At 63.8% G+C, this 26,510-nt stretch carries 21 protein-coding genes; 12 read left to right on the top strand and 9 right to left on the bottom strand.

Annotation, left to right across the window (positions count from 1 at the left end):
• The first annotated feature begins 46 nt into the window (after positions 1-46).
• From C7441_RS04635 to C7441_RS04620, 4 genes are all read left to right on the top strand, one after another.
• Positions 47-1,222: an ABC transporter permease gene (locus tag C7441_RS04635; protein ID WP_109611868.1), complete on the top strand. Its 1,176-nt coding sequence runs from the start codon at positions 47-49 to the stop codon at positions 1,220-1,222.
• Between the two features lie 7 nt (positions 1,223-1,229).
• Positions 1,230-2,051 (top strand): ABC transporter ATP-binding protein, encoded by an 822-nt coding sequence (locus C7441_RS04630; protein WP_019173140.1) that lies wholly within the window; start codon positions 1,230-1,232, stop codon positions 2,049-2,051.
• Between the two features lie 14 nt (positions 2,052-2,065).
• The gene (locus C7441_RS04625; protein ID WP_109611867.1) at positions 2,066-3,439 is read left to right on the top strand and encodes an MlaD family protein; all 1,374 of its coding nucleotides are present in this window, start codon (positions 2,066-2,068) and stop codon (positions 3,437-3,439) included.
• 104 nt (positions 3,440-3,543) lie between these two features.
• Positions 3,544-4,122 (top strand): ABC-type transport auxiliary lipoprotein family protein, encoded by a 579-nt coding sequence (locus C7441_RS04620; RefSeq protein ID WP_019173138.1) that lies wholly within the window; start codon positions 3,544-3,546, stop codon positions 4,120-4,122.
• A 163-nt stretch (positions 4,123-4,285) separates the two neighbouring features.
• Here the strand turns inward: C7441_RS04620 and C7441_RS04615 are convergent, their stop codons facing one another.
• The gene (locus C7441_RS04615; protein ID WP_109611866.1) at positions 4,286-10,696 is read right to left on the bottom strand and encodes a kinesin; all 6,411 of its coding nucleotides are present in this window, start codon (positions 10,694-10,696) and stop codon (positions 4,286-4,288) included.
• Positions 10,697-10,974: 278 nt separating this feature from the next.
• On the opposite strand from C7441_RS04615, the gene C7441_RS04610 reads away from it, so the two are divergent.
• The 3 genes from C7441_RS04610 to C7441_RS04600 all read left to right on the top strand — a co-directional run bounded on the left by C7441_RS04610 (position 10,975) and on the right by C7441_RS04600 (position 12,883).
• Positions 10,975-11,349 (top strand): Hpt domain-containing protein, encoded by a 375-nt coding sequence (locus C7441_RS04610; protein ID WP_170125015.1) that lies wholly within the window; start codon positions 10,975-10,977, stop codon positions 11,347-11,349.
• 109 nt (positions 11,350-11,458) lie between these two features.
• Entirely contained in the window at positions 11,459-11,779 is a 321-nt protein-coding gene (locus C7441_RS04605; RefSeq protein ID WP_019173136.1) for a 2Fe-2S iron-sulfur cluster-binding protein, read from the top strand.
• A gap of 78 nt (positions 11,780-11,857) precedes the next feature.
• Positions 11,858-12,883, top strand: coding sequence for an NAD(P)/FAD-dependent oxidoreductase (locus C7441_RS04600; protein ID WP_109611864.1), 1,026 nt, complete (start codon positions 11,858-11,860; stop codon positions 12,881-12,883).
• 13 nt (positions 12,884-12,896) lie between these two features.
• On the opposite strand, the gene C7441_RS04595 is transcribed toward C7441_RS04600, so the two are convergent.
• A complete protein-coding gene (locus C7441_RS04595) occupies positions 12,897-13,511 on the bottom strand; it encodes a DUF922 domain-containing Zn-dependent protease (protein WP_109611863.1) in 615 nt (204 codons plus the stop codon).
• A gap of 127 nt (positions 13,512-13,638) precedes the next feature.
• On the opposite strand from C7441_RS04595, the gene folP reads away from it, so the two are divergent.
• Both folP and folK read left to right on the top strand, forming a co-directional pair.
• On the top strand, positions 13,639-14,481 hold the full coding sequence (gene folP / locus C7441_RS04590) for a dihydropteroate synthase (protein WP_109611935.1): 843 nt from the start codon (positions 13,639-13,641) through the stop codon (positions 14,479-14,481).
• Between the two features lie 37 nt (positions 14,482-14,518).
• Positions 14,519-15,034 (top strand): 2-amino-4-hydroxy-6-hydroxymethyldihydropteridine diphosphokinase, encoded by a 516-nt coding sequence (folK, locus tag C7441_RS04585; RefSeq protein ID WP_019173132.1) that lies wholly within the window; start codon positions 14,519-14,521, stop codon positions 15,032-15,034.
• A 149-nt stretch (positions 15,035-15,183) separates the two neighbouring features.
• Here folK and C7441_RS04580 read toward each other — a convergent pair whose 3' ends face one another.
• Complete coding sequence (locus tag C7441_RS04580) at positions 15,184-15,732, bottom strand: DUF924 family protein (RefSeq protein ID WP_109611861.1); 549 nt, start codon at positions 15,730-15,732, stop codon at positions 15,184-15,186.
• Positions 15,729-17,594 carry a monovalent cation:proton antiporter-2 (CPA2) family protein gene (locus tag C7441_RS04575; RefSeq protein WP_109611934.1) on the bottom strand — a complete coding sequence of 622 codons (1,866 nt, stop codon included), beginning with the start codon at positions 17,592-17,594 and terminating at the stop codon, positions 15,729-15,731. Before C7441_RS04575 ends, C7441_RS04580 begins: the two co-directional genes overlap by 4 nt.
• Positions 17,595-17,732: 138 nt before the next feature.
• On the opposite strand from C7441_RS04575, the gene C7441_RS04570 reads away from it, so the two are divergent.
• Positions 17,733-18,125: a hypothetical protein gene (locus C7441_RS04570; protein WP_244916058.1), complete on the top strand. Its 393-nt coding sequence runs from the start codon at positions 17,733-17,735 to the stop codon at positions 18,123-18,125.
• Between the two features lie 46 nt (positions 18,126-18,171).
• On the opposite strand, the gene C7441_RS04565 is transcribed toward C7441_RS04570, so the two are convergent.
• From C7441_RS04565 to C7441_RS04550, 4 genes are all read right to left on the bottom strand, one after another.
• Positions 18,172-18,690 (bottom strand): hypothetical protein, encoded by a 519-nt coding sequence (locus C7441_RS04565; protein WP_425326561.1) that lies wholly within the window; start codon positions 18,688-18,690, stop codon positions 18,172-18,174.
• A 141-nt stretch (positions 18,691-18,831) separates the two neighbouring features.
• Positions 18,832-19,914, bottom strand: coding sequence for a YcjF family protein (locus C7441_RS04560; protein WP_109611859.1), 1,083 nt, complete (start codon positions 19,912-19,914; stop codon positions 18,832-18,834).
• Positions 19,911-21,389: a YcjX family GTP-binding protein gene (locus C7441_RS04555; protein ID WP_210205605.1), complete on the bottom strand. Its 1,479-nt coding sequence runs from the start codon at positions 21,387-21,389 to the stop codon at positions 19,911-19,913. Before C7441_RS04555 ends, C7441_RS04560 begins: the two co-directional genes overlap by 4 nt.
• Positions 21,390-21,473: 84 nt before the next feature.
• On the bottom strand, positions 21,474-21,980 hold the full coding sequence (locus C7441_RS04550; protein ID WP_019173125.1) for a SixA phosphatase family protein: 507 nt from the start codon (positions 21,978-21,980) through the stop codon (positions 21,474-21,476).
• A gap of 262 nt (positions 21,981-22,242) precedes the next feature.
• Here C7441_RS04550 and dksA point away from each other — a divergent pair, with 262 nt between their 5' ends.
• Complete coding sequence (dksA, locus tag C7441_RS04545; RefSeq protein ID WP_019173124.1) at positions 22,243-22,659, top strand: RNA polymerase-binding protein DksA; 417 nt, start codon at positions 22,243-22,245, stop codon at positions 22,657-22,659.
• A 150-nt stretch (positions 22,660-22,809) separates the two neighbouring features.
• On the opposite strand, the gene C7441_RS04540 is transcribed toward dksA, so the two are convergent.
• Positions 22,810-23,652 (bottom strand): flagellar biosynthetic protein FliO, encoded by an 843-nt coding sequence (locus tag C7441_RS04540; RefSeq protein WP_109611857.1) that lies wholly within the window; start codon positions 23,650-23,652, stop codon positions 22,810-22,812.
• 229 nt (positions 23,653-23,881) lie between these two features.
• Between C7441_RS04540 and cckA the strand changes: the two genes are divergently transcribed.
• Positions 23,882-26,479 carry a cell cycle histidine kinase CckA gene (cckA, locus tag C7441_RS04535; protein ID WP_019173122.1) on the top strand — a complete coding sequence of 866 codons (2,598 nt, stop codon included), beginning with the start codon at positions 23,882-23,884 and terminating at the stop codon, positions 26,477-26,479.
• Positions 26,480-26,510: the final 31 nt, after the last annotated feature.

Raw genomic sequence — 26,510 nt, 5'->3', positions numbered from 1 at the left:
CGGACGAAAGTGACAGACTCACCCTGACGGGATAAGACAGGCGACCATGGTGATCAATGCCGACACGAAGGCGGTCAGCGCCAAAGAGAACCCGCCGCGCGTGGTTGCGCTGGAGCGGGGCGGCGCGGCCGATTATGCGCTGACCGGAGAATGGACGACAAGGACCGTTGCCTCCGTCGACGCGGACATGCGCAAGCTGGAGGCGGAGCACGGTGAGGCTCCCCTGACCCTCGACCTGTCGCAGGTCGAGAAGATCGACACGGCCGGCGCCTGGCTGGTCGAAAGGCTCGTCACCGCGCGCGCGGCGCAGGGCTCCGGCCTCACGCTTGAGGGGCAGAGCCAAGAGGCGGCGATCCTTCTGGACGCAGTGCACGAGGCGACGCAGCGCGGCGAGCCCGTTCCCGCGCGGCAGGAGCCGAATTTCCTCATCGCCTTCTTCGAGACGGTCGGGCGCGGGGTTTATTCCATGCGCGACGATTTCCTCGCGGCCATGAACATATTGGGGTCCACCATCCGCGGCGCGCAGATGAAGCTCGGGCGCGGCCACGCCGTCAACATCGCGGCCATCTTCAATCAGATCGACAAGATGGGCGTCGGCGCGGTGCCGGTCGTGTTGCTGATGTCCACCATCGTGGGCGCGATCGTGGCGCAGCAGGGCGCATTCCAGCTCCGCTATTTCGGCGCCGAGATTTTCGTGGTCGATCTGGTCGGCATCCTGGTGCTGCGCGAACTGGGCGTGCTGATGACCGCGATCATGGTCGCCGGCCGCTCGGGAAGCGCCATCACCGCCGAAATCGGCTCCATGCGCATGCGCGAGGAGGTCGATGCGCTGAAGGTCATCGGCCTCAATCCGGTCGGCGTCCTGGTGTTTCCGCGGCTGGTAGCGCTGGTGATCGCCTTGCCCTGCCTTACCATCATCGCCGATTTCGCGGCGTTGGGCGGCGCCATTGTCATTTCGTGGTTTTATTCCGGCATCACCCCGGCGGCATTCATCGACCGGCTGCGGGTCGGCATCGATGTCGGAACGGTTTTGACCGGGCTGATCAAGGCGCCGTTCATGGCGATGATCATTGGCATCATCGCCTCGGTCGAAGGGTTGAAGGTCGGCGGCAGCGCCGAATCGCTGGGCGAGCATGTCACCGCGTCCGTGGTGAAGTCGATCTTCATCGTCATCGTGCTGGATGGCGCATTCGCCATCTTCTTCGCCTCCATCGGTTTCTGAGGTGCGGATGACCGGGCAGCAGGCAACACAGGCGACGAGCGGAGCGGTTCAGCGAGGCGACGACGACATTGTCCTGTCGGCGCACAACGTTACTGTCGCCTTCGGCGACAATGTCGTGCTCGACAATCTGTCGCTGGACATCCGGCGCGGTGAAATCCTCGGTTTCGTGGGGGCATCGGGCGCGGGCAAGTCGGTCCTGTTGCGTGCGATTCTCGGCCTGACCAGGAGGCGCTCCGGCACGATCCGCATCTTCGGTGTCGATGTGGACAAGGCCAGCGAGCTGGAGCGGATGCGGCTGGACATGCGTCTGGGCGTGCTGTTCCAGCATGGCGCGCTGTTTTCGGCCCTGACGGTTCTGGAGAATGTCCAGGTGCCGATGCGCGAATATCTCGATCTGCCCAAGCGGCTGATGGACGAACTGGCGCTGCTCAAGATCGAGCTTGTCGGCCTGCCGCGCGACGCCGCCCAGAAATTCCCCTCGGAGCTTTCGGGCGGCATGATCAAGCGCGCCGCGCTGGCGCGCGCTCTGTCGCTCGATCCGGACATCGTCTTCCTCGACGAACCCACTTCGGGCCTCGACCCCATCGGCGCTGCCGAGTTCGACGAACTCGTCTCCAAGCTGCGCGATACGATGGGGCTCACCGTCTACATGGTCACGCACGATCTCGACAGCCTGTTTGCCGTGTGTGACCGAATTGCCGTTCTCGGCAAGAAAAAGGTATTGGTGGAAGGCACCATCGAAGACATGCTTGCCAGCGAGGAACCGTGGGTGAAGTCTTACTTTCGTGGTAAGCGCGCACGACAGCTCGATTTGACTGCAAGGGGATAGAACCAAAGCCGCTTATGGAAACCAGAGCCAATTACGTCATCGTCGGAATTTTCACGGTCGTTGCAATTCTTGCCGCCTTTGCCTTCGTCTACTGGACGGCGGCGATCGGGGAGAGGGGCGAGACGGCCATGTTGCGCGTGCGTATCCCCGGCTCGGCTTCCGGCCTGACGCGTGGCAGCATCGTCATGTTCAATGGCGTCAAGGTGGGCGATGTGCGTCGGGTTTTCATCGACGTCCAAAACCCGACCGTGGCGATCGCCGATACAGAGATCGACAGGCTGACGCCGATCACCAAATCCACGCAGGCCGATATCGGGCTGGCGAACCTGACGGGCCAGGCCAATATCGAGCTCAAGGGAGCCGATCCGCGCGAGCCGAACCTGCTCGACGAGGCGGAAGCGCAGGGCAAGATTGCGGAGATCACCGCCAATCCATCCGCCGTCACCAATCTGCTGCAAACCGCGCAGGACATTTTCAAGAGGGCGGATCACGTCCTCAATCAGGTCGAAGGTTTCGCCGGCGACGTGCGCGGGCCGCTGACGCAAACGGTGACCAATGTCGAGAAGTTTTCCGAAGCGCTCGGACGCAATGCCGAGGGCGTGGATCGTTTCCTCGACAATGTCAGCAAGCTGTCACAGGAGCTCGCCGGCGTTTCTGGCAAGCTGGAAGGAACGCTCAATGCGGCCGAAGACCTGCTGCGCTCGGTGGACAGGGAAAAGGTCGCGCAGATCGTCACCAATGTGCAGAAGTTCACGCAGGAACTCAGCGAGAACAGCAAGCAACTGGACGAGATCATCACCGGGGTGGAGAAGACCGTAAGCTCCGTCAACAGCTTCGCGCAGCAGGGCACCGACACGCTTGCCAAGGTTGACGGCATTCTCGAGAGCGTGAAGCCCGACACCGTGCGCACGACGCTCGACAATTTCGAGAACGCGAGCCGCAATGCAAATCGCGCCGCAGCCGACATCGCCAAGGTCACAGAGACGTTCGGCGATCGGGCCAACGACATCGACAAGATGGTGTCCGACGCGACCGAGCTGGCTCATCGCCTGAATGCGGCATCGGTGCGGGTGGACGGCATTCTGCTCAAGGTCGACAAGCTGCTCGGTTCCGGCCAGACGGAAGGCGTCATGGCCGAAGCTTCATCGACGCTGAAATCCTTCAAGCAGGTTGCCGATACGCTGAACCAGCATCTGAGCGCCATTCTGGGTGGACTGCAGCAGTTTTCGGGTTCAGGCTTGCGTGACGTCGAATCGTTCGTGCGCGACGGTCGTCGCTCGATCAATCGCATCGAGCAGGCCATTACCGATCTGGAGCGGAATCCGCAGCGCATCATTACCGGTGGAGAGGGTACAGTGCGCCAGTATGACGGACGCGCGCGACGTTGACACCGACGGCCGCCCATTCGAAGAAGGGCAGGCCGACAACAGGCACCGGCAGAAGCCGGAGGGACATCTTGGGGACGGGACTTGCGGTGAAGGCAGTGCAATTCATGGCGGGGGGAGCGGTTGCGCTGGCGCTTTCGGGCTGCGCGTTGCTGCCGGGCGGTGGCCCGGCTCCGCTCGACACCTATGAACTGACAGCGCCCTCCAGCCCGGAAAAACATGCGCGCAAGCGCATGCAGATACTCATAGCCGAGCCGTCGGCGCTCAAGGCGCTGGACGGGCAGAACGTCGTCATCAAGCGCACCTCCGGCGTGATTGAATATCTGAAGGGCGCGCAGTGGGCGGACCGCCTGCCGCGTATCGTCCAGGCGCGGCTTGCCGAGACGTTCCAGCATTCCGGCGCTTTCGCCGGTGTCGGCCTGCCGGGCGAGGGGCTGGCGATCGACTATCAGGTCATCGTGGAACTGCGCAGCTTCCAGGTGCATGTCGACGGTTCCAGCAATGCCGAGATCGAGCTGTTCGTGCGGCTGCTGAACGACCGCAACGGCGAAGTGCGCGCCTCGCGCAGCTTCACCGCCAGCGCACGGGTAAGCGGCAGCGGCAATGATGCCTATATGCGCGCGCTCGACCGTGCATTTGGTGATGCGGCGCTGCAGATCGTCGCCTGGACCGATACCAGCATCTGAAGTTTCACCCAAAGCCGTTGATTTCGTCGCTCGGCAGGCGTGGTCCGCGCGTGCGGTTTCGCGCGTCTTTCTTTCAGACGGAAGGACTTCCGGGTCGCCCAAGAACAACCAACGAAAAAGGCGGGAAAATTTCCCGCCTTTTCAGTTCTCTCTTGTATCTCTCCTACCGAAGCCGGCCGCTTGCGTGGGCAAGCATGGTGTAGACCTTGCCGGTGTCGGACGAGAGATAGGTCTGCGTCATGACGTTGTCGGCATCGTTGCGCGAGACGTCCTTGAGCAGTTTTTCGAAGTCTTCGCAGTAGCGATCGACGGCGGCACGGAACTCGCCATCCGCCTGATATTTGCGGCGGATTTCGTCGAAGGTCTGCTGGCCCTTGAGCGTGTAGAGGCGGCGGGTGAAGACGTCGCGCTCGCCGCGGCGATAGCGGTTCCACAGCTCGATCGACGCCTCGTGGTCAATCGCGCGGGCGATGTCGACCGACAGCGAATTCAGCGATTCCACCACATGGGCCGGTGAGCGCTGGCTGGTCACGGGGCGAGGGGCTTCCGCGACGGATGCCGGGCGCGCGGCGTCATCACGCGACGCGCCGGTAAGCAGGTCGCGCACCCATCCTCCCGAACGCGGCGCGGCATTGCCTTGCTGCGGGCGTGCGGGAACCGGTGCCGGGGCGCGTTCCATTTCCAGCGTGCCGCGCAGCGGCGCATCGGAAGCCGGCGCGCGCGGCGCTGCGGGAGCCGGTGCAGGCGCCGGGCGGCGCGGCTCGGGCTGACGCGTGGAAACGTCAACCGTGCGGCCGGACTTCGCGACGATGTCCGAAAGCTCCTTGAGCGCGTTGATCTGCTCGGTCACGGCGCGACGCATGGCCGTGGTGGACTGCTTGGCTTCCTCGGGCATGTCGAGCACGCCCTTCTTCAACTCAGCGCGCGTCTGGTCGAGTTCGCTCTTGATGGAGCTTGCCGTGCGGCGCATCTCCTCGGTCGCATCGGCGAAACGCTTGGTGGCCGAATCCACGACCTCGGAGATCGCGCTGCGGATCTTGTCGGTAGAGGCGAGCGTGCGGTCTTCCGCCTTTTCGAGCGCCTTGCCGACAAGGTTCTCGAAGGACTTCATGACGCGTTCGAGGTCTTCCGACTTCTTGACCAGCCCAACGGCCAGATCCTCCAGCGAGGACTGGCGCTCGAGCGTGTGCTCGAGGTTGTTCTGTGCGGAACCCAGCAGCTCGGACGCGCTGGAAAGCAGGCGGCTGTGCTCGTCGAAGCGGGTCGCGATGGATGCCACTTCCTTGAGCGTGTTGGAAGACAGTTCGGTAAGGCGGGTGGCGTTGGAATCCACCAGTCGCGCCGAACTTGCGAAGGTCTGCGCAGCCTTCTCGGTCGTGGCGGCGAAGGCCTGCGTGCTGCCGACAAGGCGCTCATCGACATTGGCGAGATTGCCGGCGGCCTTCTCGATCAGGTCGTTGAGCTGTGCGCTCGACAGGGAGAGCTTGCCGATCAGGTCGCTGACGTTCTCGGCGAGGTTGGTGCGCGCGCCTTCCACCGCCGACAGGGTTTCGGCCGTGCGGTTGGCGAGGGCGTTGACCAGTGCGGCATTTTCCGTGCGCAGACGCTCGGTGGCGCGCTGGGTCGCCTGTTCCAGACCGCGTTGCAGGTCGTCGCCGGTCTCGGCGAAACGATCCACCAGCGGCCGCGCGTTCTCGTCGAGGATCTTCGAGATTTCGGCCGAGCGCTCGGCGAGCATCTGGTTCAGCTCGCGCGTGTTCGCGCCGATGGTGCGGGCAGCTTCGTTGGTGCTGTGGCCGATATGCTGGCCGACAGCCGTGAAGGTCTCCGCGATGGTGTCGGCGCGCGCAACGAGCTGGGCTTCGGCCTGCGAGACCTGCTCGGTGAGCTTCTGCCCGACGGTCTCGGCGCTGGAAGCGAGGCGATTTTCGGCGCGCGCAACATGCTCGTCCACACGCGCGGCCACGGCCTCGATGCCGGAGGCAAAGCGCTGGTCGGCGTTGGAAAGCGTCGTCTCGATCGCCTTGGTGCGATTTTCCAGTTCCTCCGCGGTCTGCTGGGCGCGGGCCACCACGCGGCTCTCGGTTTCGGACAGCACATTGGCGATGCCGGAGATGTGCGAGCCGATGAGCGAGGAACCGTCGCTGATGCGAGCAGCGATGCGCTGGTCCGCGGTTTCGAAGATCTGGCCGATCTCGGAAGCGCGCACGGTGAGGGCTTCCGCCGTCTCGGTGACGCGGGACGCCAGCCGCTCGTCGGCCTCCTCGAAGTTGCGGACGATCTCGACGGCGCGGGCACCGAGCGTGGTCGCCCCATCGTTGATGCGCGAGATGAACTGCTGGTCCGCGGCGTCGAAGATGCGGCCGAGTTCGGCGGCGCGGGCGGCCAGGGCCTCGGCGGATTCGCCGATGCGCTGGCTCAGCTTCTGGTCGGCGCTCTCGAAATTGGCGAGGATGTCGCCGGCGCGGGCGGCCAGCGAGTTGGCGGTTTCCACCGCGCGGGCCACAAGCTTCTGATCGGCATCGTCGAAGGTGCGCACGATGTCGCCGGCCTTGGCCGCGATCGTTCCAACCGCTTCCTCGGCCTGCTGGATGAGCGCGCCCGAGGCTTCCTGTGTACGCGCGGCCAGGCGATTGTCCGCCTCTTCGAAGGCGCGGGCGATGTCGCCGGTCCGGGCCATCAGCGCACCCGCCGTTTCCTCGGCGCGGGCGGCGAGGCGGCCATCCGCTTCCTCGAAGGCGCGGGTGATGTCGCCGGCGCGGGCGAGCAATGCGCCGGACGTTTCCTCCGCGCGCGCAGCCATGCGGCCGTCCGCTTCCTCGAAGGCGCGGGTGATGTCGTTGGCGCGGGCGAGCAGGGCGGCGGCGGTCTGTTCGGCGCGGGCCGCGATCTGGCGGTCGGCGTCCGTGAAGGACTTGCCGGCTTCCTCATTGAGGAGGGCGGTGACTTCCAGGACCTTTTCACGCAGCGCGCCGGCAACCGAAATGGCGCTGCCTTCCAGCACCTGTCGGACATTGTCGACGCCGAGGGTGAGGGCGCGCTCCATCGTGCTGGTGCGCTCTTCGATGACGCCGGTCTGGCGACGGAAAGCTTCCTCGATCTTCTCGACGTCGGAGGCCAGCGCGTCGGAAATGTCGATGCGCTTGTCGGCGATGAGCTGGATATGCGTGGTGACGGCCTCGTCGATCTCGCGACGCGTTTCGGCAAGGCGGGTGAGATCGTTGTCCAGCGCCTGGGTCAGCATATCGCGGCCGTCGGAGAGGCGACCGATATGGGCTGCGATGATCTCGTCCACGCCTGAGCGGCCTTCGGCGATCCGGGCCATGTCGGCTTCCAGCGCCTGCGACAGCACGTTGCGGCCTTCGGCGATCTTCTCCACCTGCGCGGTGACGAGCCCGTCGATTTCGGCGCGCGCGCCGGCGAGCTTGTGCAGGTCGGACTCCAGCGCGCGGCGCAGGATGTCGCGGCCTTCGGCCAGCTTCTCGACCTGACCGGCCACCAGCCCGTCGATGCCGGAGCGGCTTTCCGAGAGCTTTTGCAGGTCTTCCTCAAGCGTGCGGGCCAGCATGGCGCGGCCTTCCTCCAGGCGGCGCGTCTGGCTGGCGATCAGCCCTTCGATGCTGGCGATGTCGGCTTCCAGCGCCTGCGTCAGCACATTGCGGCTTTCGCCAACCTTCTCGGCCTGACCGGCGACGAGATTGTCGAGGCTTGCGACGTCGGCTTCCAGCGCCTGCGACAGCAGCTTGCGGCCTTCGACCAGCTTGTCGGCCTGCGCGGCGATCAGCCCCTCGATGTTGGAAATGTCGGCTTCCAGCGCGCGGGTGAGCACGTCGCGGCCATGCGTGAGGCGTTCGAGCTGGGTCGAAACCACACCCTCGATGGAGGAGTGGCTTTCGGCCAGCCTTGCCAGGTCGGATTCAAGCGAACTGGTCAGCATACGACGCTTTTCGTCGAGCTGGTCGGCGTGGCGCTTGACCATGTCGTCGATGGTGGCGAGATCCTGCTCGAGGGCGCGGCGCAGGATGTCGCGACCTTCGGCCAGCTTCTCGACCTGGCCGGCCACGAGACCGTCGATGCTGGAGCGGCTTTCGGCCAGCTTGTTCAGATCGGCTTCCAGCGCGCGGCGCAGGATGTCGCGGCCCTCGGCCAGCTTCTCGACCTGACCGGCGACGAGGCCGTCGATGCTGGAGCGGCTTTCGGCCAGCTTGTCGAGGTCGGCTTCCAGCGCGCGCTTGAGGATGTCGCGGCCTTCGGCCAGCTTCTCGACTTGCCCGGCCACAAGGCCATCGATGCTGGATCGGCTCTCGGCAAGCTTGTTCAGATCGTCCTCGAGAGCGCGGGTCAGGCGCGCGCGGCCTTCGTCGAGCTTCTCGAGCTGCCCGTCGATCAGGCGGTCGATGCCGGCGCGGCCCTCGTCGATCTTTCCAAGGTCGGCTTCGAGGGCGCGGGAAAGCACGTCGCGGCCTTCCGCGAGCTTCGACACCTGACCGGCGACAAGCTCGTCAATCTGCGTACGGGCTTCGGAGAGCTTGCCCAGATCGGATTCCATGGCGCGCGACAGGATGTTGCGGCCTTCGCTCAGCTTGCCAATATGGCCCGTGACCATTTCGTCAATGTTTGCGCGAGTTTCGGTCAGCTTGTGCGAGTCTTCCGTCAGCGCGCGGGCAAGGCCGGCGCGGCTTTCGGCCAGGCGCTCCAGATGTTCGCCGAGCGAAGCGTCGATGGTGGCGCGCGACTCGTTGATCTTGCGCAGATCCTCGTCCAGCGCCTGAGAGATCATGGTGCGGCCTTCGGCCAGCTTCAGCACCTGCAGGCTGACAGCTTCGTCGATGCCGGCGCGGCTTTCCTCGAACCTGGCGAGATCGGCCTGCAGCGTCGAGGTGATGCGCTCGCCGGTCTCGGCAAACCTGCTCGCATGGGCGCTCACGGTGTCGTCGATGTCGCGGCGCGCTTCTTCCAGCTTCTGCAGATCGGCGTCGAAGGCATTGGAAACGAGGTTGCGTGCCGATTCCAGGCGGCCGGCGAAGTCGCTGGCGCGGGCCTCCAGCATGGAGGAGGTGGACATGACCATGTCGGCCATCTGCGCGCCGATCCTGGCGCGGCCTTCCTCGATCATGGTCGACAGGTTCTGGTTGCCGTCGGTGAAGGTGGTGGCGATTTCGCGGGCGCGCTCGACCAGCGTTTCGTTGATCTGGCGGGCGCGGGCCTCCAGCGCGGCGTTGAGCTTCTGCGTGCCGGTGTCGAGCGCCTCGGCGCGGGTCTGGAACTCGCTGATGAGAGCCTGGCCACGCTCCGCAAGCGTGTTTTCGATGGCCTTGAGATTGGTTTCGAATTCCGTGTTCAGGTTGCGTGCAGCGCCACCCAGCAGGGAAACCATGCCGGCCGTGCGATCGTCCAGAAGCTCGGACAGCGAGCGAGTCATGTCGTCCGTGCTCTGGGTCAGCTTGGCGATGCGGGTGTCGAGCAGGCTGGCGAAGGCCTCGCCCGACGTGGTGATACGGTCGCCCATCGCGTCGAGGCGCTGGTCGATCGAATCGAAGATGGACGAGCCGCTTTCGTTGATGCGGTCGATCAGCGAATCGCCGGAATCGGTGATGGTCATCGACAGCTTGGTCGATGCGTTGAGGATGTTCTGGCGGATGACGTCTCCGGCCGAATCCAGCTCGTCGCGCAGCGTTTCATGCGCGCCTGCAATGGAAGCGCGCACGCGCTCGGCGTGGGTGACGACGGCTTCACGCTCGACGCCCAACCCGTCCACGAGTGAGCGGATGCGCGACTCGTTCTCGGAATAGGAACGTTCGATCTGGTTGACCTCGGTGTGAACCAGCGTCTCCAGTTCGACGGCGCGGGCAAGCGTGCGCTCGATGCCTTCGCCCATGGCGGCGACCTCGCGGCGAACAGCCTGGCCGACCGTCATGATGCGGTCCTGGGCGAGGTTTTCAGGTTCGGCGAGACGGAAGGCGACTTCGGTCATCGACTGCGCGGCAAGACGCATCTCCTGTGCGCGGCGGATCATCGCCGCAAAGGCCCAGAACAGGATGATGGGCACGATCGTGGCGACGCCGAGGAGGATCAGATAGGGCTGTGCCAGCACCTGCTGGATGGAACGGATTTCGAGCAGCGGCGGCGTGAACAGCACATTGGCCAGAAGAAAGCCGCCGCCGACCCAAAGGAGGGACAGAACCGCGATCATCCAATAGATGCCGCCGGACGAGCGGCGGTTGATGCCGTTCAGCATCGTGCGATAGTCGCGCTGCTGGTCGTCGTTTGCGGGCGAAAGGCCGTTGGGGCGGGCCGGGCTCGTTTCGACAGGGCGCAGATCGGTGGCAGCCGGCGCGGGCTGGCTTGCCGGCCTGGCCGCGGGGGCAGGTGTCGCATTCTGGGCCATCTTCTCGGCCCGGCTCTCGCGGGCAAGCTCGTCGGCCGCCTGGGAAATCTGCGCCTCCAGGTCTTCCATGGAGGCTGCTATGTCGAGTTCGTCGGCGCCTGCCGCGAGGTCGAAATCGAGTGCTTCCTCAAGCTCCTTCGCAACATCGAGGTCGAGATTCTGCGTTACCGAGCTTTTTTTCGCCATTTCGCCGTTACCCTGTACTAGTGCCGCGAGGCCGACAAAATCCCGGCCTTAAAATGCTCGCGAGCGAGGCTTATTATGGACTTTACGTATCGTACTGGCACAGGCGGGTAAAGGAAACTTGAATCCCGAACGATGCGTAAAAGTTTAAACATGTGGTTAATGCGCCGGTGATTCTGGCGGATTTGCGGGCAGTTTGGCGGATTTTTCGATTAACCCGTTATCCACATGATTGAGGCACGGTCTCTCGCCGGAAGAGGCAATCACGGATGAAGGTGAAGATGGGCGCAGAGGAATCCAATGGTGTCGCATTTTCGATGCCGGGGGGCGAAAACTGCGATCGGGCCACGTCACGGCCGATCGATCTCATTCATCTGGGCAAGCAGACGATGGGCGACCGGGCGCTTGAGCAGGAAGTGCTGTCGCTGTTCGTGCATCATGCGCTTCAGGTGCGCGACCAGATCGCCCACGCAGGCAACGACGAGCGGCTGCGTCTGGCGCATGGCCTGAAGGGTTCCGCGCGCGGGGTGGGGGCCTTCGCCATAGCCGATTGCGCCGGCGAGATCGAACAGAGCCCGCAGGACGCACGCGTCGTGCAACGGCTTGCCCGTCTCATCGAGGAAGCCCGCGACTTCATCGCGGCGATCAATCGTTGAAAATTTCGGATTGAAATAGCGTTTGCGTCACTGAGGGACGCATTTGCGCGGCAGTTGACTTGCTCGCCGGAGTGATTATCTCGGCTGCATACTCGTTTCAGGAACTGTAATGACCAAAATTTCTATCATCGCCTTCGACGGCACCCGTTTCGACGTGGAAGCCGAGAACGGCTCCACCGTCATGGAAAACGCGATCCGCAATGCCGTCCCCGGCATCGAGGCGGAATGCGGCGGTGCCTGCGCCTGCGCCACCTGCCACGTCTATGTGGACGAGGAGTGGACCGATATCGTCGGTGAACCGGAGGCGATGGAAGAGGATATGCTGGACTTCGCCTACGAAGTGAGGCCCAATTCGCGCCTGTCGTGCCAGATCAAGGTGCGCGACGAACTGAACGGCCTCGTGGTGCGGGTGCCGGAACGCCAGGGATAGACGTTCGCTTTCCATCGCGGGGCGCGTTCGGATTTCCCGTGCAAGGAAACGCCGATCAACGCGTCCGCGAGCGTGTAGATGGAAGGCAGCAAAACGGATGTCCTGATCATCGGCGCGGGGCCGGTGGGCCTGTTTGCCGTGTTCGAGCTCGGCCTGCTCGACATGACCTGTCACCTCGTCGACATTCTCGACCGGCCAGGCGGGCAATGCGCCGAACTCTATCCCGAAAAACCGATCTACGACATTCCGGGCTGGCCGGTCATCACGGCGCAAGGGCTGGTCGACCAGCTCATGCAGCAGATCGCGCCGTTCAAGCCCGTTTTCAGTTTCGGCCGGATGGTCACGAGCCTCGAACGGATTGAGCATGAGGGATTTCGCGTTGGTCTGGACGACGGCCAGACGGTAAACGCCAGGGTGGTCGTGATTGCCGCCGGCGGCGGTTCATTCCAGCCCAAGCGGCCGCCGATCCCCGGTATCGAAGCATTCGAGGGAAAGAGCGTCCTCTATTCGATCAAGCGGATGGAAGCCTTGCGTGGGCATGACCTCGTCATTGTCGGCGGCGGCGACTCGGCACTCGACTGGACGCTGAACCTTCAGCCTGTCGCCCGGCGGGTGACGCTCGTGCACCGGCGTCCCGAATTCCGCGCCGCACCTGACAGCGTCAACCGGATGCGGGCTTTGTGGGAAAGCGGCGACATCGACTTCCGCATCGGCCAGGTCACGAAGCTGGACGGAGAGGATGGCCAGCTTTCAACCGTGACGATCAGGGAGGCGGACGGAGAAACCAGGGTTGCCTGCACGCGGCTGCTGCCGTTTTTCGGGCTTACCATGAAACTCGGACCCGTTGCCGACTGGGGGCTCAGCCTCCACGAAGACCGCATTCCGGTCGATACAGAGAAGTTTCAAACCTCGACGTCCGGCATCTTCGCCATCGGCGATATCAATACCTATCCGGGCAAGCTGAAACTCATCCTGTCGGGTTTCCACGAGGCCGCGCTGATGGCGCAGGCGGCCAAGCGGATCGTCAGTCCGGGAGAACGGATCGTGTTCCAGTACACGACATCTTCCACCAGCCTTCACAAGAAGCTGGGTGTGCCGGATTGAGACGTGCGCCGGTTCAGCCCCTTATGCGCCCGGCCTTCATCTGTTCAAGACGGTACTTCAGCAGGCGCAGGATGCGGCTTTCGAAATTCTTGCCTTCGACGCGGTCGAAATCCGCTTGTGCCCGGTCATGGCGGGCGAGCACCTTGGCGGTGATCTCCTTGGCCTTGGTGGCGGCGATCTGGCAGTTCTTCTGCTTGCCCATCGCCTTCAGCGATTTTTCCAGTTCGGCCGCGTAATTCTTGGCAATGACCACGTGGCTTTCCTCATGGCGCTTGATGTCGGCCGACAGCGTGTCCCAGATCAGCTTGACGTCGGGGTCGGCCTTGCGCGGCTTGCGCCATCTGGGAAGGATCAGCTTGGCGCTCACCGTGGTCCTGGCGTCGACGATCCGGCAAAAGCCTTCGCCCTGCGCATAGGCAAGCTTGGTGGTGAACTGCATGCGCGTGGCACCGGGATGACGGCTGCCCGACGTATTCACATGCGGGCCGCGCTGCGAGAGCTGTTCCTCGATATCGTCGAGCGTGTTGCCGTGGATGGAAAAATAGCTGTAGCTCTTCGAAACGCTTGCGGCTCCGGCCGGCATTGCCATGCAGGCGATGGTTGCGGCAGTCAGCACGGCACGCTTCATGATATTGCCTCTTGAGATACCTTGCTTTACGGCCGTTCTGTACGCAACGGAAGCCGCCGCTCATCGCATTCTTGAGGGAATGCGTTGATTTTTCGTGGCCTCGCTTCCTATCCAAGAGCAGGCGACGATGACGACACGATGGCAACTGGCGCATGGACGCCATCTGGATATCGGCGCGAAAGCGCTGATCATGGGCATATTGAACGTCACGCCAGACAGTTTTTCGGATGGCGGCAAGTTCGTGGACCCGGAGCGCGCCATAGAGCAGGCGAGACGCATGGCGGCAGATGGTGCGGCCATCATCGATGTCGGTGGCGAATCGACCCGGCCCGGCGCCACGCCCGTATCGCCGGCGGAAGAACAGGCCAGGGTGTTGCCGGTCATCACGGCGCTGGCGCGGATGGATGACATTCTCATCTCCGTCGATACCTATCGCGAGGAAACCGCGCGGCTGGCCGTCGAAGCGGGCGCGCATATCGTCAACGATGTCTGGGGTTTGCAGCGCGAACCGGGAATTGCCCGGCTGGCGGTGGATACCGGGGCGGGGCTCGTCATCATGCATACCGGCCGCGAGCGCGAGAAGAAGCCCGACGTGATCGCCGACCAGTTCGCATTTCTTCAGGAATCGCTGCGCATAGCGCGGCAAGCCGGCGTGCGTGACGAGCAGATCCTGCTCGATCCCGGCTTCGGTTTCGCCAAGGATGCCGACGAGGACCTGACGCTGATGGCGCGGCTGGAGGAATTGCACCCTCTGGGCTTCCCGCTGCTCGTCGGCACCTCGCGCAAGCGCGTGATCGGCCATGTCTCGGGACGCGACTTCGATGAGCGCGACGTGGCGACCGCCGCCACCAGCGTGGCGCTGCGACTGAAGGGGGCGGCGATTTTCCGCGTCCACAATGTCGCAATCAACGCAGACGCGCTGGCCATGGCCGATGCTATTCTTGCGCGCACTCCCGCCCGGCCGGCCTGAGCGTCGGAAACATTCCTGCAGAAAGTCGAGGTGGCGCTTGTCCAATTCGAAGAAAGAGCGCGTTTATCTGAGCCTCGGCGGCAATCTCGGCGAGCCCGCAAAGGCGATGGGCGAGGCGCTGAGGATGCTCGATGCCGATCTGCGGACGGAGGTCATAGCGGTCTCCTCGCTTCATCGCACGCCGCCCTGGGGCAAGCTGGACCAGCCCGATTTCCTCAATGTCGCGGCCGAAATCCAGACCACGCATTCGCCGCGTGCATTGCTGGATCTGTGCCTGGACGTCGAGCAGCGTCTCAAGCGCGTGCGGCAGGAACGCTGGGGACCGCGTCTGATCGACATCGACATTCTGGCCTTCGGCGATCATGAAATCCATGAACATGGGCTCGAAGTCCCGCATCCGCGCATGTTCGAGCGGGCATTCGTGCTGGTGCCTCTCCTCGAGATCGCACCTGATTTCTCGCTGGGCGGGACGCGGGCATCGGAGCGTGTCGATCACGTCGACAAGGCCGGAATAGAGCGCCTGCCGTCCGGCCGCGACTGGTGGAAGGGCTAGAACAGCGGGCGTTCTGACGAACGCGATTCCGTTGTCCCAGCCCGGTATTCTTAGCAGCATTTGTGCGACGCCAGGCGATTCCGTCTGGCTGTAAAATGCTCTGGCCTTCCCAATCCGCTAACGGGCTCCGGGTTTCAGGGCATTGCAGATCAGCCGGCGAAGCCGCCTGAATCCAGATATGCCTGTTCCTCGGGCGTGGTTTCGCGTCCGAGCGCAGGATTGCGATGCGGGAAGCGGCCGAAGCGCTGGATGATGTCACGATGCTCCAGCGCATATGGCATGTAGGATTCGTCCAGCTTCTGCGCCAGTTCCACCGAGCGATACTGGTCGGCGATGCTTTCCGAATGTTCGAAGGGCAGGTACATGAAGACCCGCAATTCGGGATCGACCCTGTCGTCATGGCCGGCCTCGATCGCCTTGTCCGCGATATAGCGGGCGAGCGGATCGGTGGCGAACATATGGGCGGTGCCCCGGAAGCAGTTTCGCGGAAACTGGTCGAGCAGGATGATCAGCGCCAGCGCGCCGTCGGCGTGGTCGGCCCAATGATCGAGTTCGCGCCGCGCGGCGGCGAAGTGAAGGTCGCGGAAGCTGTCATGGAAGGTGCTGTCGAAGGCGGCATCCCTGGTGAACCAGCGGTCCGGTCCGGCATTGCTCCAGAACTCCACCACATCGGCATGTTTTTCCATGGTCGTCTTCATCCGTCTTGTTCTCCTTCAGTTTCCGCAGAGTGCCCGAGCACGCTTGCCGTTTCCTCGTCCATAGCACGGCCGGGACGCCGGGGCGGCGTCAGCGGCGCGGGCACCGGCGCATTGCCCCTGGGCGGCATGTTGCCCTTCATGAAGCCACGCCCGGCCTGCAGCCCACCGGCAAGCTGGGCGTCGAGGCGGGCGGCATCGCGCTGGCGCACATCCTCGATGATGTCGGCCGCCTCGTCCTGATCGACGCCGAGATGTTCCAGGGTCGCCTGACCGAACACCAGCGCCGATTCGAAGGTTTCGCGGATCTGGTATTCGACGCCGCTCTGGATCAGGTCCATGGCGATGCCGCGGTCATAGGCCCGCGCCAGCACCGGGATAAGCGCAAACTCCGCACGCATCTGCTCCGCGATCCTGACGGCGGTTTCGCCCTTGTCGACGCAGATCAGCACCGCACGGGCGCGGCCGGCGCCTGCGGTGTGCAAAATATCCAGCCGGGTGCCGTCGCCGTAATAGACCTTGAAGCCGAAACTTGCGGCCGCCTGGATCATCTCGACATCGTTGTCGATGATGGTGACGTCGATGCCGCGCAGCAGAAGCGGCTGGCTGGCGATCTGGCCGAAGCGGCCGAAGCCGATGATGAGCACGCTGCCGCTGAGGTCTTCGGCCACATCCACGCCGTCGAGGCTTTGTTCCGGCTCTGAGGTAAGCAGGCGCAGCGCCGCCATCGCCAGCGGCGTCAGCACCATGGACAGGATGATGATCGCGGTCAGGATGGCGTTGGCTTCGCCGTCGATGATGCCGACCGTCATCGCGGACGAGTAGAGGACGAAAGCGAATTCGCCGCCCTGTGCCATCACCACCGCACGCTCCAGCGCCATCGGGTGGCTGTTTCCGAGGCCACGGGCAACGAGATAGATGCCGATTGCCTTCACCAGCATGTAGGCGACGACATAGAAAGCGATCATCTGCCAGTTGGCGGCGACGATGCGCAAGTCCAGCGACATGCCAACCGCCAGGAAGAAAAGCCCCAGGAGAACGCCGCGAAACGGTTCGATGTCGGCTTCGAGCTGGTGCCGGAAGGTCGATTCCGACAGCAGCACGCCGGCCAGAAATGCTCCCATGGCCATCGAAAGGCCGCTCACCTCCATCGCAAGCGCGGAGCCCAGCACCACCAGCAGGGCGGCGGCAGTCATCACCTCGCGTGCATGCGAATCCGCCAGGATGCGAAAGAGGGGGTTGAGCAGATAGCGTCCGGCCACGACGAGGCCGACAATTGCCGAAAGGCCGATGCCGATGGATGTCAGGCGGTGCATCCAGCCCAGGTCTTCATGCGCGGCCGGGGCGAGAAATGCCACCAGCGCCAGCAGCGGGACGATGGACAGGTCCTCCAGAAGCAGGATCGAAACCATGCGCTGGCCGCCGGGCGTGGAGAGTTCGCCGCGTTCCTCCAGTATCTGCATGACGATCGCCGTGGAGGTCAGGACAAAGCCCGCGCCGGCCACGAAGGATTGTGCTGCCGAAAAACCGGTCAGGAAGCCGACGCCTGTGAGCAGAACGGCGCATACCCCGACCTGCGCCACGCCGAGGCCGAAAATCTGGCGGCGCATGCCCCAGAGGCGGGAAGGCTGCATTTCGAGGCCGATGATGAACAGGAACATCACCACACCGAGCTCGGCCACATGCAAAATGGCGCCCGGATCGTAGAAAATGCCGAGCCCGAACGGACCGATGGCAAGGCCGGCGGCCAGATAGCCGAGGATGGAGCCAAGGCCGAGCCGCCGGAAGATCGGCACGGCAATGACGCCGGCCGCTAGCAGCGCCACGACTTGAGGAAGCTCACTGCCGGAAGTCTCTACGGCCATGCGTCCTGTCCTGATCATGATGGAGCGGCGCGCCAACGTCACCGCGAAAGGGCAGGATAAGTGCTCGCAAGCGTGACGAAAAGACCGCGCCTGCCTTTTCTTCAGCGGGTGATCAACGACGGAAAGTGAACTGTTTTCATGCGTTTGGCCAAAACGTCATGGAAATTGTCGCACAACGGCGATAATCAGGAGAAAGGCTGGCAGGGACGGGCTTGGGAAGAGTGGCGGAACTATATTGCTGCGATTTTCAAGGAGAACGGATTGATGAAGACATTTTCTTTCATCGCCGCCGGCGTGTTGGCGGTGGTCGTCTCGGCCTGTTCGCGTGAGCCCGATTGCACCAGCGAAATGCTAGCCGAAAAGACGCAGGAATTGACGACTGCATTGCGGGAGGCGTTGGAAAAAGATCCCTCCAGGGCGGCGGACCTCACCAGGAAGGTGCAAGACATCACCACACGCTACCAGCGCGCGACGACCTTGCAGGATGCCTGCAAGGCCTATGACGATCTGATCGAGTCAATGGGGAACTGAGCGCCATCGCGGATGGCCGCCGTCACGATCTTCGGCGCTCGCGCCGTTACTTGCGCGCGATGGTACCTACCGCGGTGTCGTCCACCCGCTTCAGGCTCACGCCGATGACGGGAACGAGCTGGTCGTCGACGCGCACCGACACCGTCACGTTCATGGAGTTGCCGTCCGCCATGCGGGCCTGCATCACGCCCTTGAGTTGGTTGCGGTTGAGAGTAAAGACCACCTTGCGGGCGTCCACCACATTGCCGGAAACGATGTCGAGGCCTTTTCCGGCCGCGCCATCCAGGAACACGCCCTTGTAGGTTCTGGCGCTGGTCTGTTCGACGGTTGCCGACATCTTCTGCGTGAACACGCCGACGCGGCAGCCGCCGTCCAGCGTCATGCCGACCTTGCTCGCCGGCGTGGTGCCGGTGAAATTGCAGTTGAACTTCGTGCCCTTGTACTTGCCGGCGACGATTTCGCCGGGGCCGACCCATTCGCCTTCCACGCTCTGGAAGAACTTCTTGTCCCGCTCCGACCCGCGGACCGTGTCGGCCATGCTGGCGCCGGTGGTGGCAAGCGCCATGGCTGGCAGCATGGTAAGCAGGAATGCGCGTTTCATCAGGGAACACCCGGCACAAATTGGGAACACGTTTACGATGCTCGAACCATGAACAAGATTGGTTAATGCTTCGTCACCTGGGCCGGAATTTGGCCGCTGGCGATCTCAATTCTCGGGCTTTTCGGCTTGCCTGCGCGCCGCAAACGAACTCAGCGCCGCGAGGAAATCGCCTATCCCCGGACGTTTCAGCGCGGTAAAGGGCAGGGGGCGAACGGTGTCCATCGCGGCGATGCCGATTCTGGCGGTCATCATGCCGTTGACCACGCCCTCGCCAAGCTTGGCGGAAAGCCGTGCCGCCAGCCCGTGGCCGACGATCTGCTGGACGAAACTGTCACCCGCCGCGATCGAACCCGTCACTGCCAGATGCGCCAGCACGCTGCGCGCGAGGCGGAAGAAACCGAGTGTGCCCGGCCTGCCGCCATAAAGCTCAGAAAGCCGGCGGATCAGGCGTCCGGCCTCGAAGACCACATAGGCAATGTCGACCAGCGCGCGCGGGCTGACGGCGGTGGCGAGTGACACGCGCTTGGCCGCGTCGAGGATAAGCACCTTGGCGCGCGCATCCAGCGGCGCCAGTACCTCGGTTTCGGCGAGTTTGACCAGGTCGGCGCCGTCGATGACATCGTCACGCAGATCGGCGAGCATCCGGCGCCCGGCCGCGGTGTCGGCTTTGTCCGCGACGAGCGCGGCAAGCTCATTGGCGACGGCGCGGGCGGTATTCGGGTCGTTGCGGGCGATTGCGTCGAGCGCGCGGTTCCGCAGCTTTTCGACGGAGGCGAGGCGCATCAGCGCCAGCATCTCGCGCATCACGATCAGCACCAGCGCGACCGCCGCGATCACCGCCACGCTGGCGGCGAACCAGCCCAGCCATTCGGCCCGCTCGAAAAGATCGCGGATCAGCCGGTCGGTCCACAGGCAGAGGGTGAGCGAAACCAGTATGCCGAGCGCTCCGAGGAAGATCGCGCCGAGCCTTGATCGCTTACGCGGGGCCGTCGCCGGTGGCGGTTCGCTGGCGACGATGTCTGGCTCGTCGAACACGTCGATTTCGGCCGGAGTGACGATTGCGACATCTGTCTTGATGGCGCGTGGCTTGCGTGCTGCCTTCACGGCGTCGCGCTGTTCGGTGGGCTGCTTGTCCGGTTCCTGAGGCGCCTCTGGATCCAGGCGGAACGCGGCGGGCTTGCGGGTCATGCCAGGCGATCTCCGATCAGGAACTGCAATGCGCGGTCGAGCCGGATATGCGGCAGGGAAAGGGTGACGCCTTCGGCCGTCCGTTCCAGCCGGGGCGGACGGAACCGCACGATGCGGATGGCCGGGTCGTCCTGATCCTGGCGATGGTTTTTTGCGTCGCCGGCTTCAAAGACAGAATCCACTTTTGCCGGCAAGTCACCGGGAAATATGGCTGTTTCCGTTTTTCCGTCGAAGATCTCGCCGCCGATCGTCTCGCCTTTCAGCGGCGTGCCGATGATGACGGGCAGTGTTTCGCGGCCTTGCTTGACCGTGCCCTCGCGGGTGGCGCGCACGGCGGCCATGGCTACGACATCGACATCCGCGCCGGTGAGGTTGGCGCGCCCGGCGGCACGCTGCGTCAGCCGGCGCACGATTGCCTGCAAGCGGTCATGGCTTTCGTGGTGGAGGTGATCGGCCTTGGTGGCAGCCACGAGGATGCGGTCGATCCTGCGGGTGAAGAGATCGGTGAGGAAACTGCCGCGACCGGGACGGAAGCAGGCGAGGATTTCGGTGAGCGCACGTTCCAGATCGAGCATTGCGGCTGCGCCCGAATTCAGCGCCTGCATGGCGTCGATCAGCACGATCTGGCGATCCAGCCTGGCGATGTGCTCGCGAAAGAAGGGCTTGATCACATGGGTTTTGTAGGCCTCGTAACGCCGCTCCATCATCGCGTGCAGCGAACCGGGGCGGGCCTTGCCGTCGCCGAGGTTCGGCAGCGGGGCGAAGGTCAGCGCCGGCGATCCGTCAAGATCGCCCGGCATCAGAAAGCGCCCCGGCGGCAGGGTGGACAGCGCGCGCTCGTCCAGCTTGGCAGCCTTCAGATAGGCGGCGAAGCCCTCGAACAACTTGCGCGCCACCATTTCGTCGGCGTCGGCATCCGCGGCGATTTCGCCCGACAGCTTGCGCCATGCTTCCGAAAGATCGGCGCGCACAGGCAGTTCGGCCAGCTCGAAGGCGTCGTGCGAGAATTCGCGATAGGACTTGCCCAGAAGCGGCAGGTCGAGCAGCCATTCGCCGGGATAATCGACAATATCCACCGAAAGGCGGCCGCGTGAGAACATGCGGTTCCAGCCGGATGCGGATTCATATTCGATGGTGAGCCGTAGCTCGGAAATCGCGCGGGTGGAGTCGGGCCAGATGCGCTCATCGACCAGCGCGTGGATGTGATCCTCGTACTGGAAGCGCGGAACGGCGTCGTCGGGTTGTTCTTCGAGGAAGGCGCGGGCGATGCGGCCCGATTTCTGCGCCTCGAACAGCGGCAGCCGCCCGCCATGGATCAGATTGTGTACGAAGGCGGAGATGAAGACGGTCTTGCCGGCCCGCGAAAGGCCGGTCACGCCCAGCCGCAGCGATGGCGAGAGAAGATCGCTCGCCCGGCTCGAAACCGTATCCAGCGCGATCCGCGCTTCGTCGGTGAAGGTGGTCAGAGACGCCAAACGCTGCTCCCCGCTCCGGCAATATTGCCGCATATAGGCTATGCGTCCGGGTTTTGAAATGGCTTGGCCGCGTGCAAGCCGGCGTCAGAGGGAAGGGGGCGTCAGCACGGCTTCCAGATAGCCGGTTCCGGGTGTTGCGTCCGAAAGCCTGCCTTCGAAGCGCAGGACGGCAAGGCCGGAGGTCGGGAAGCCCGCATGGAGGGCGGTTTGTGCGCAGTGTTCGCCCGATGGCGCGAGCGCCATGGCGAGGTCCTCCAGCATCGGATTGTGCCCGATGACGAGCAGGCTGCCGACATTGCCAGATTTGCGGATGATCGAAAGATAGCCGGTGGCGTCCTCGCGATAGAGGTCATCGAAAAAGAGAACGCGGCCGGTGTCGGCATTGCTGGCTATGCCTTCCAATGTCTGGCGGGCGCGCACGGCATTCGAGCAGAGGGTAAGTTCGGGCACATAGCCCTGCGCGCGCATGGCTATGCCCGTCGCCTCCGCATCGACTAACCCCGATGCGTCGAGCGGGCGGTCGAAATCGCGCATGCCGGGCGACGCCCATGCGGCTTTGGCGTGCCGAAGAAGGAAAAGCCGGCTGACCATGACGCCCCTCGATTGATTTCATTTTGTCGATTGGTCCCCATGGGTCTAGCGGGTGGCCGTTGACAGCGCAACAAGGCGATCGCTGTCTTTTTTCCTTAATACCGCTGGCCTTTGCAGCATCGGCGCAAGGTTTCGGAAGCAGCGCTGCAGGTATCATCCAGAACGTGTGCTGACATTTGTGTGAGCACTCTGCTGATTGCGCTTGTGTACCCATGGGGCAATGAATATATAGGCGCCAAAAACGGGTAATGGGGTGAGTCGAATGAACGAACTCGTTGATGCCGCTTACGTTCCCACGGAAGACGAACCGTTCATGAACGAGCGGCAGAGAGCCTACTTCCGTCAGAAGCTCATCACCTGGAAGAGCGACATTTTACGCGAAGCGCGCGAGACGCTCGAAATTCTTCAGCAGGAAAATGCCAATCATCCCGACCTTGCGGATCGGGCATCATCGGAAACCGACCGTGCCATCGAATTGAGGGCGCGCGACAGGCAGCGCAAGCTGATTTCCAAGATCGATGCCGCACTGCAGCGCCTGGATGAAGGCACCTACGGCTTCTGCGAGGAAACGGGCGAGCCGATTTCGCTGAAACGTCTGGACGCCAGGCCGATTGCTACCTTGTCGATCGAGGCGCAGGAGCGCCACGAACGACGTGAAAAGGTCTATCGGGACGACTGAGAACTGTCGGTTTGATGATCATAAATAGATAAAAGGCGGCTTCGGCCGCCTTTTTCATGTTCTCCGACAACTCGCGGCGACAACTGACCGTGGCATGCGTTCCGCATGGCCGCAAGATTCAGGGAAAGTAGGCGCGACCGATTTGCGTTCTCACCGTTTCTGGTTGGAAAGTTCGCCCAGCAGCTTGGCCATTTCGTCGTCAAGCGAAACTTCGGGTGCAGCCTCGGCCTGCTTTACGGTTTCCTCGAAGGTGCTCTCGAGTTCCTTGATGAGGGATTCGTCGAAATCGTCACGCGAAGGCGTCTGGACGGAAGGGATCGGCGCGGCTGCGGGCTGCGGCTCGGAAATCGTCGGCTCCTGGTATGCCGGTTCCTGACGTGCCGGGGCCACGGCCGGCGCTGCGGCGGCCAGTGGCAGTGCCGGTTCCGGCCGTGGCGCGGGTGCCGGGGCAGGACGTTGCGCAACGGGCGCCGGCTGCGGAGAGGCCACCGGCGGTAGCGGGGCCGGGACCGGTTGGGTCGGCTGAACCGGATAAGCAGGCTGAGGCGTTGCGACAGGCGCGGATCTTGGTGCGGGTGCCGGCTGTTCCGGCGCGCGCGGCTGCGGCGCGGGACGGGGTGCCGGCTGGGGTTCCAGGGCGCGCGGACGTGGCGCCTGTTCATGATTGTTGGCGTCGCCGGTCAGGGCCGGGCGGCGCTGCACCATGCGGATGTCGCGCTCGACCACGATGTCGGCCGAGCCGCCGATCAGCAACAGGTGCTCGACGTCGTCGCGGCGCACCAGAACCAGCCGCCTTTGGCTGTCCACGGCGGTTGCATCCATCACGGCCAGCCGCGTCTTGCGGTTGCGTCCGCCGGCAACGAAGGTGCCGAAGGTGAGGCTGCGGAAAAGCTTGATGATGATCAGGACGATGACAAGCAGTATGAGCGCGGCGAACGTCCACAAGAGCGCCGACGTGTATCCCGGACCTGCAACGTTATCCAACCATTCCATCGTCCGCTTCCCCCGGCTCGTTTTGTTTTCGCGCGCGACACTAAACCGTTGACCGATCTGTCTGCAAGTTGCACTCACGCGTCAATGAACCGCGGAATTTGCAATGCCTTGCCGCGCCCGGTTTTTCCCGGCGCTTTTTCAAGCTAAGCCTATCCGGGTCTGACAGAATGTGATTCAACCGTTCCGCTTGCGAGAATACCGCAGAACCGGGGAAATTGGGCAGAAACCTATGGCCAAGGAAACGCGCGGCGATTTTTATCCCGTACCGATCGTCGACCAGAGCACCCGCCCCGGTGCGATAACGCGGCTTGTCATCTTCATCCTGGTGCTGACGGTGGCGGCAATCGTCTTCGGCCTGTTCCGCGAAAGGCTGGGCGATCCGTTCCTGCTCGGTCTGCTGGGTGTGCTCGCCATGATCGGCGTGGGCTACCTCTTTGCCACGGCAATCGGCTTCGTCCAGATCGCGCCGCGCTCGACCACCGACGAACTGTCCAAGGCCTTTGTCGATTCCATGGCGCAGGGCCTTATCGTCACCGACACCAAGGGCAGGGTCATCTACGCCAACCGCGCCTATGCCGACATGACGGGCGCTACCACCGCGACCGACGTCAAGACCGTGGAAGGGCTTCTGTCCGACATTCCGGAGGCCGCCCCCACCATCTACCGCATCGCCTCGGGCCTGCGCGACGGGCAGGCGGGTGACGGCGAGTTTCGTCTTTCCCAGGCCATCCGGCCCGGCGCCGAGCCCGGTGCCCGCTGGTACCGGGTGCGCGGCCGCGCTTTCAACGCGCCGGGTCAGCGCCAGCCGCTGATGGCCTGGCAATTGGCCGATATTTCCGCCGAACGGGCGGAGCAGGAGCGCTTCTTCCTCGATCTGCAAAAGGCGATCGACCATCTGGATCACGCCCCGGCCGGCTTCTTCTCGGCCGACCAGGAAGGCCGCATCACCTATCTCAACGCCACGCTGGCGGAGTGGCTGGGCATCGATCTTGCCAGCTTCACGCCCGGCGCCACCACCCTGCGCGAGATCATCGCCGGGGATGGCATGGCGCTGGTGCAATCGGTGCGGGCCGATCCGGGCACGACCCGCAACGCCATCATCGATCTGGACCTTGCGACAGTGACGGGCGAGGCGCTGCCGGTTCGTTTCATGCATCGCGTATCGGCAAGCCGGGAAGGTGCGAGCGGGCCGAGCCGCACCATCGTTCTCAACCGGACGCAGGGCGAGGATGCGTCTGCGGAATTGCGGGCTTCCGAGGTTCGCTTCACGCGCTTCTTCAATTCCACGCCGATGGCCATCGCAGGCGTCGATCAGGAGGGACGGCTGCTGCGCACCAATGCGCCGTTCCTGTCGCTGTTTTCTTCGGTGGTAGACCGCGATGCGGTGGATCGGCGGGTGCGGCTCGAAACCGTCATCCATGAACGCGACCGCCCGGCGCTGGCGACCGCTCTGGAGAGGGCGCGGCAACGGCAGGCCGACATCGCGCCGATCGAGACGGTGCTGCCTGACAATGAAGAGCGGCACCTGCGCGTTTACGTCAATGCCGTGGCGGATGGCGCCGCCGGCGAGGGCGCGGAGGAGGCGGCCATCGTCTATGCCGTCGAAACGACCGAGCAGAAGGCGCTGGAAGGCCAGATGGCCCAGAGCCAGAAGATGCAGGCTGTCGGCCAGTTGGCGGGCGGCATCGCGCATGACTTCAACAATGTGCTTACCGCCATCATCATGTCGTCGGATCTGCTCCTGACCAATCACCGGCCGTCCGACCCGTCCTTCCCGGACATCATGAACATCAAGCAGAACGCCAACCGCGCCGCCTCGCTGGTGCGGCAGCTGCTGGCCTTCTCGCGCAAGCAGACGATGCGCCCGGAGGTCCTGAACCTGACGGATGTGCTGGCCGACCTGCGCATGCTGCTGCAGCGTCTCGTCGGCAATCCCGTCAAGCTGAAGGTGGATCACGGCCGCGACCTGTGGCCGGTGAAGGCCGATGTCGGCCAGTTCGAGCAGGTGATCGTGAACCTGACGGTCAATGCCCGCGACGCCATGCCCGAGGGCGGCGAGCTGACCATCCGCACCAAGAACGTCTCCACCGAGGAATGCGCGGCCTATGCCTATCGCGAACTCGTGGCCGGCGACTATGTGGTGGTCGAGGTGCAGGACAGCGGCACGGGCATTCCGCCAGACGTGCTGAAGAAGGTGTTTGAGCCGTTCTTCACCACCAAGGAAGTGGGCAAGGGCACCGGGCTCGGCCTGTCCATGGTCTACGGCATCGTCAAGCAGACGGGCGGCTTCATCTTCTGCGATTCCGAGGTCGGCAAAGGCACCGTATTCCGCATTTTCCTGCCGCGCCATGCCGCGGAAGTTCGCGTCCTGGCCGAAGCCGGGGCGATGCAGCCCGCGACGGCCGAGGCCAACGGCGCTCAGCCGATCAAGGTCGCGGAAGCCTCGCGCGATCTTTCCGGCTCGGCCACCGTGCTGCTGGTCGAGGACGAGGACGCCGTGCGCATGGGCGGCATGCGCGCGCTCACCTCACGCGGCTACACCGTGCATGAGGCTTCGTCCGGCGTTGAGGCGCTGGAGGTCTTCGACGAGCTCGAAGGCAAGATCGACATTGTGGTGTCCGACGTGGTGATGCCGGAAATGGACGGGCCGACGCTGCTGGGCGAATTGCGCAAGCGCCAGCCCGACATCAAGTTCATCTTCGTGTCCGGCTATGCCGAGGACGCATTTGCCAAGAACCTGCCCGCAGATGCGCAGTTCGGCTTCCTGCCGAAGCCGTTTTCGCTGAAACAGCTTGCGACGGTGGTGAAGGAAGTGCTGGAGAAATAACGGTCCCGAGCCCATCTTTGCCGAGGTCCAT

The sequence above is a fragment of the Pseudaminobacter salicylatoxidans genome (assembly GCF_003148475.1).
In the GTDB taxonomy this organism is placed as follows: Bacteria; Pseudomonadota; Alphaproteobacteria; order Rhizobiales; family Rhizobiaceae; genus Pseudaminobacter; species Pseudaminobacter salicylatoxidans.
This window is presented reverse-complemented; position numbering and strand designations above follow the sequence as displayed.

Coding starts and splice junctions, on each gene's coding strand:
- C7441_RS04635 (WP_109611868.1), top strand. CDS start 47: ATGGTGATCAATGCCGACACGAAGGCGGTCAGCGCCAAAGAGAACCCG.
- C7441_RS04630 (WP_019173140.1), top strand. CDS start 1,230: ATGACCGGGCAGCAGGCAACACAGGCGACGAGCGGAGCGGTTCAGCGA.
- C7441_RS04625 (WP_109611867.1), top strand. CDS start 2,066: ATGGAAACCAGAGCCAATTACGTCATCGTCGGAATTTTCACGGTCGTT.
- C7441_RS04620 (WP_019173138.1), top strand. CDS start 3,544: ATGGCGGGGGGAGCGGTTGCGCTGGCGCTTTCGGGCTGCGCGTTGCTG.
- C7441_RS04615 (WP_109611866.1), bottom strand. CDS start 10,696: ATGGCGAAAAAAAGCTCGGTAACGCAGAATCTCGACCTCGATGTTGCG.
- C7441_RS04610 (WP_170125015.1), top strand. CDS start 10,975: ATGGGCGCAGAGGAATCCAATGGTGTCGCATTTTCGATGCCGGGGGGC.
- C7441_RS04605 (WP_019173136.1), top strand. CDS start 11,459: ATGACCAAAATTTCTATCATCGCCTTCGACGGCACCCGTTTCGACGTG.
- C7441_RS04600 (WP_109611864.1), top strand. CDS start 11,858: ATGGAAGGCAGCAAAACGGATGTCCTGATCATCGGCGCGGGGCCGGTG.
- C7441_RS04595 (WP_109611863.1), bottom strand. CDS start 13,511: ATGAAGCGTGCCGTGCTGACTGCCGCAACCATCGCCTGCATGGCAATG.
- folP (WP_109611935.1), top strand. CDS start 13,639: ATGACGACACGATGGCAACTGGCGCATGGACGCCATCTGGATATCGGC.
- C7441_RS04580 (WP_109611861.1), bottom strand. CDS start 15,732: ATGAAGACGACCATGGAAAAACATGCCGATGTGGTGGAGTTCTGGAGC.
- C7441_RS04575 (WP_109611934.1), bottom strand. CDS start 17,594: ATGGCCGTAGAGACTTCCGGCAGTGAGCTTCCTCAAGTCGTGGCGCTG.
- C7441_RS04570 (WP_244916058.1), top strand. CDS start 17,733: ATGCGTTTGGCCAAAACGTCATGGAAATTGTCGCACAACGGCGATAAT.
- C7441_RS04565 (WP_425326561.1), bottom strand. CDS start 18,690: ATGGCGCTTGCCACCACCGGCGCCAGCATGGCCGACACGGTCCGCGGG.
- C7441_RS04560 (WP_109611859.1), bottom strand. CDS start 19,914: ATGACCCGCAAGCCCGCCGCGTTCCGCCTGGATCCAGAGGCGCCTCAG.
- C7441_RS04550 (WP_019173125.1), bottom strand. CDS start 21,980: ATGGTCAGCCGGCTTTTCCTTCTTCGGCACGCCAAAGCCGCATGGGCG.
- dksA (WP_019173124.1), top strand. CDS start 22,243: ATGAACGAACTCGTTGATGCCGCTTACGTTCCCACGGAAGACGAACCG.
- C7441_RS04540 (WP_109611857.1), bottom strand. CDS start 23,652: ATGGAATGGTTGGATAACGTTGCAGGTCCGGGATACACGTCGGCGCTC.
- cckA (WP_019173122.1), top strand. CDS start 23,882: ATGGCCAAGGAAACGCGCGGCGATTTTTATCCCGTACCGATCGTCGAC.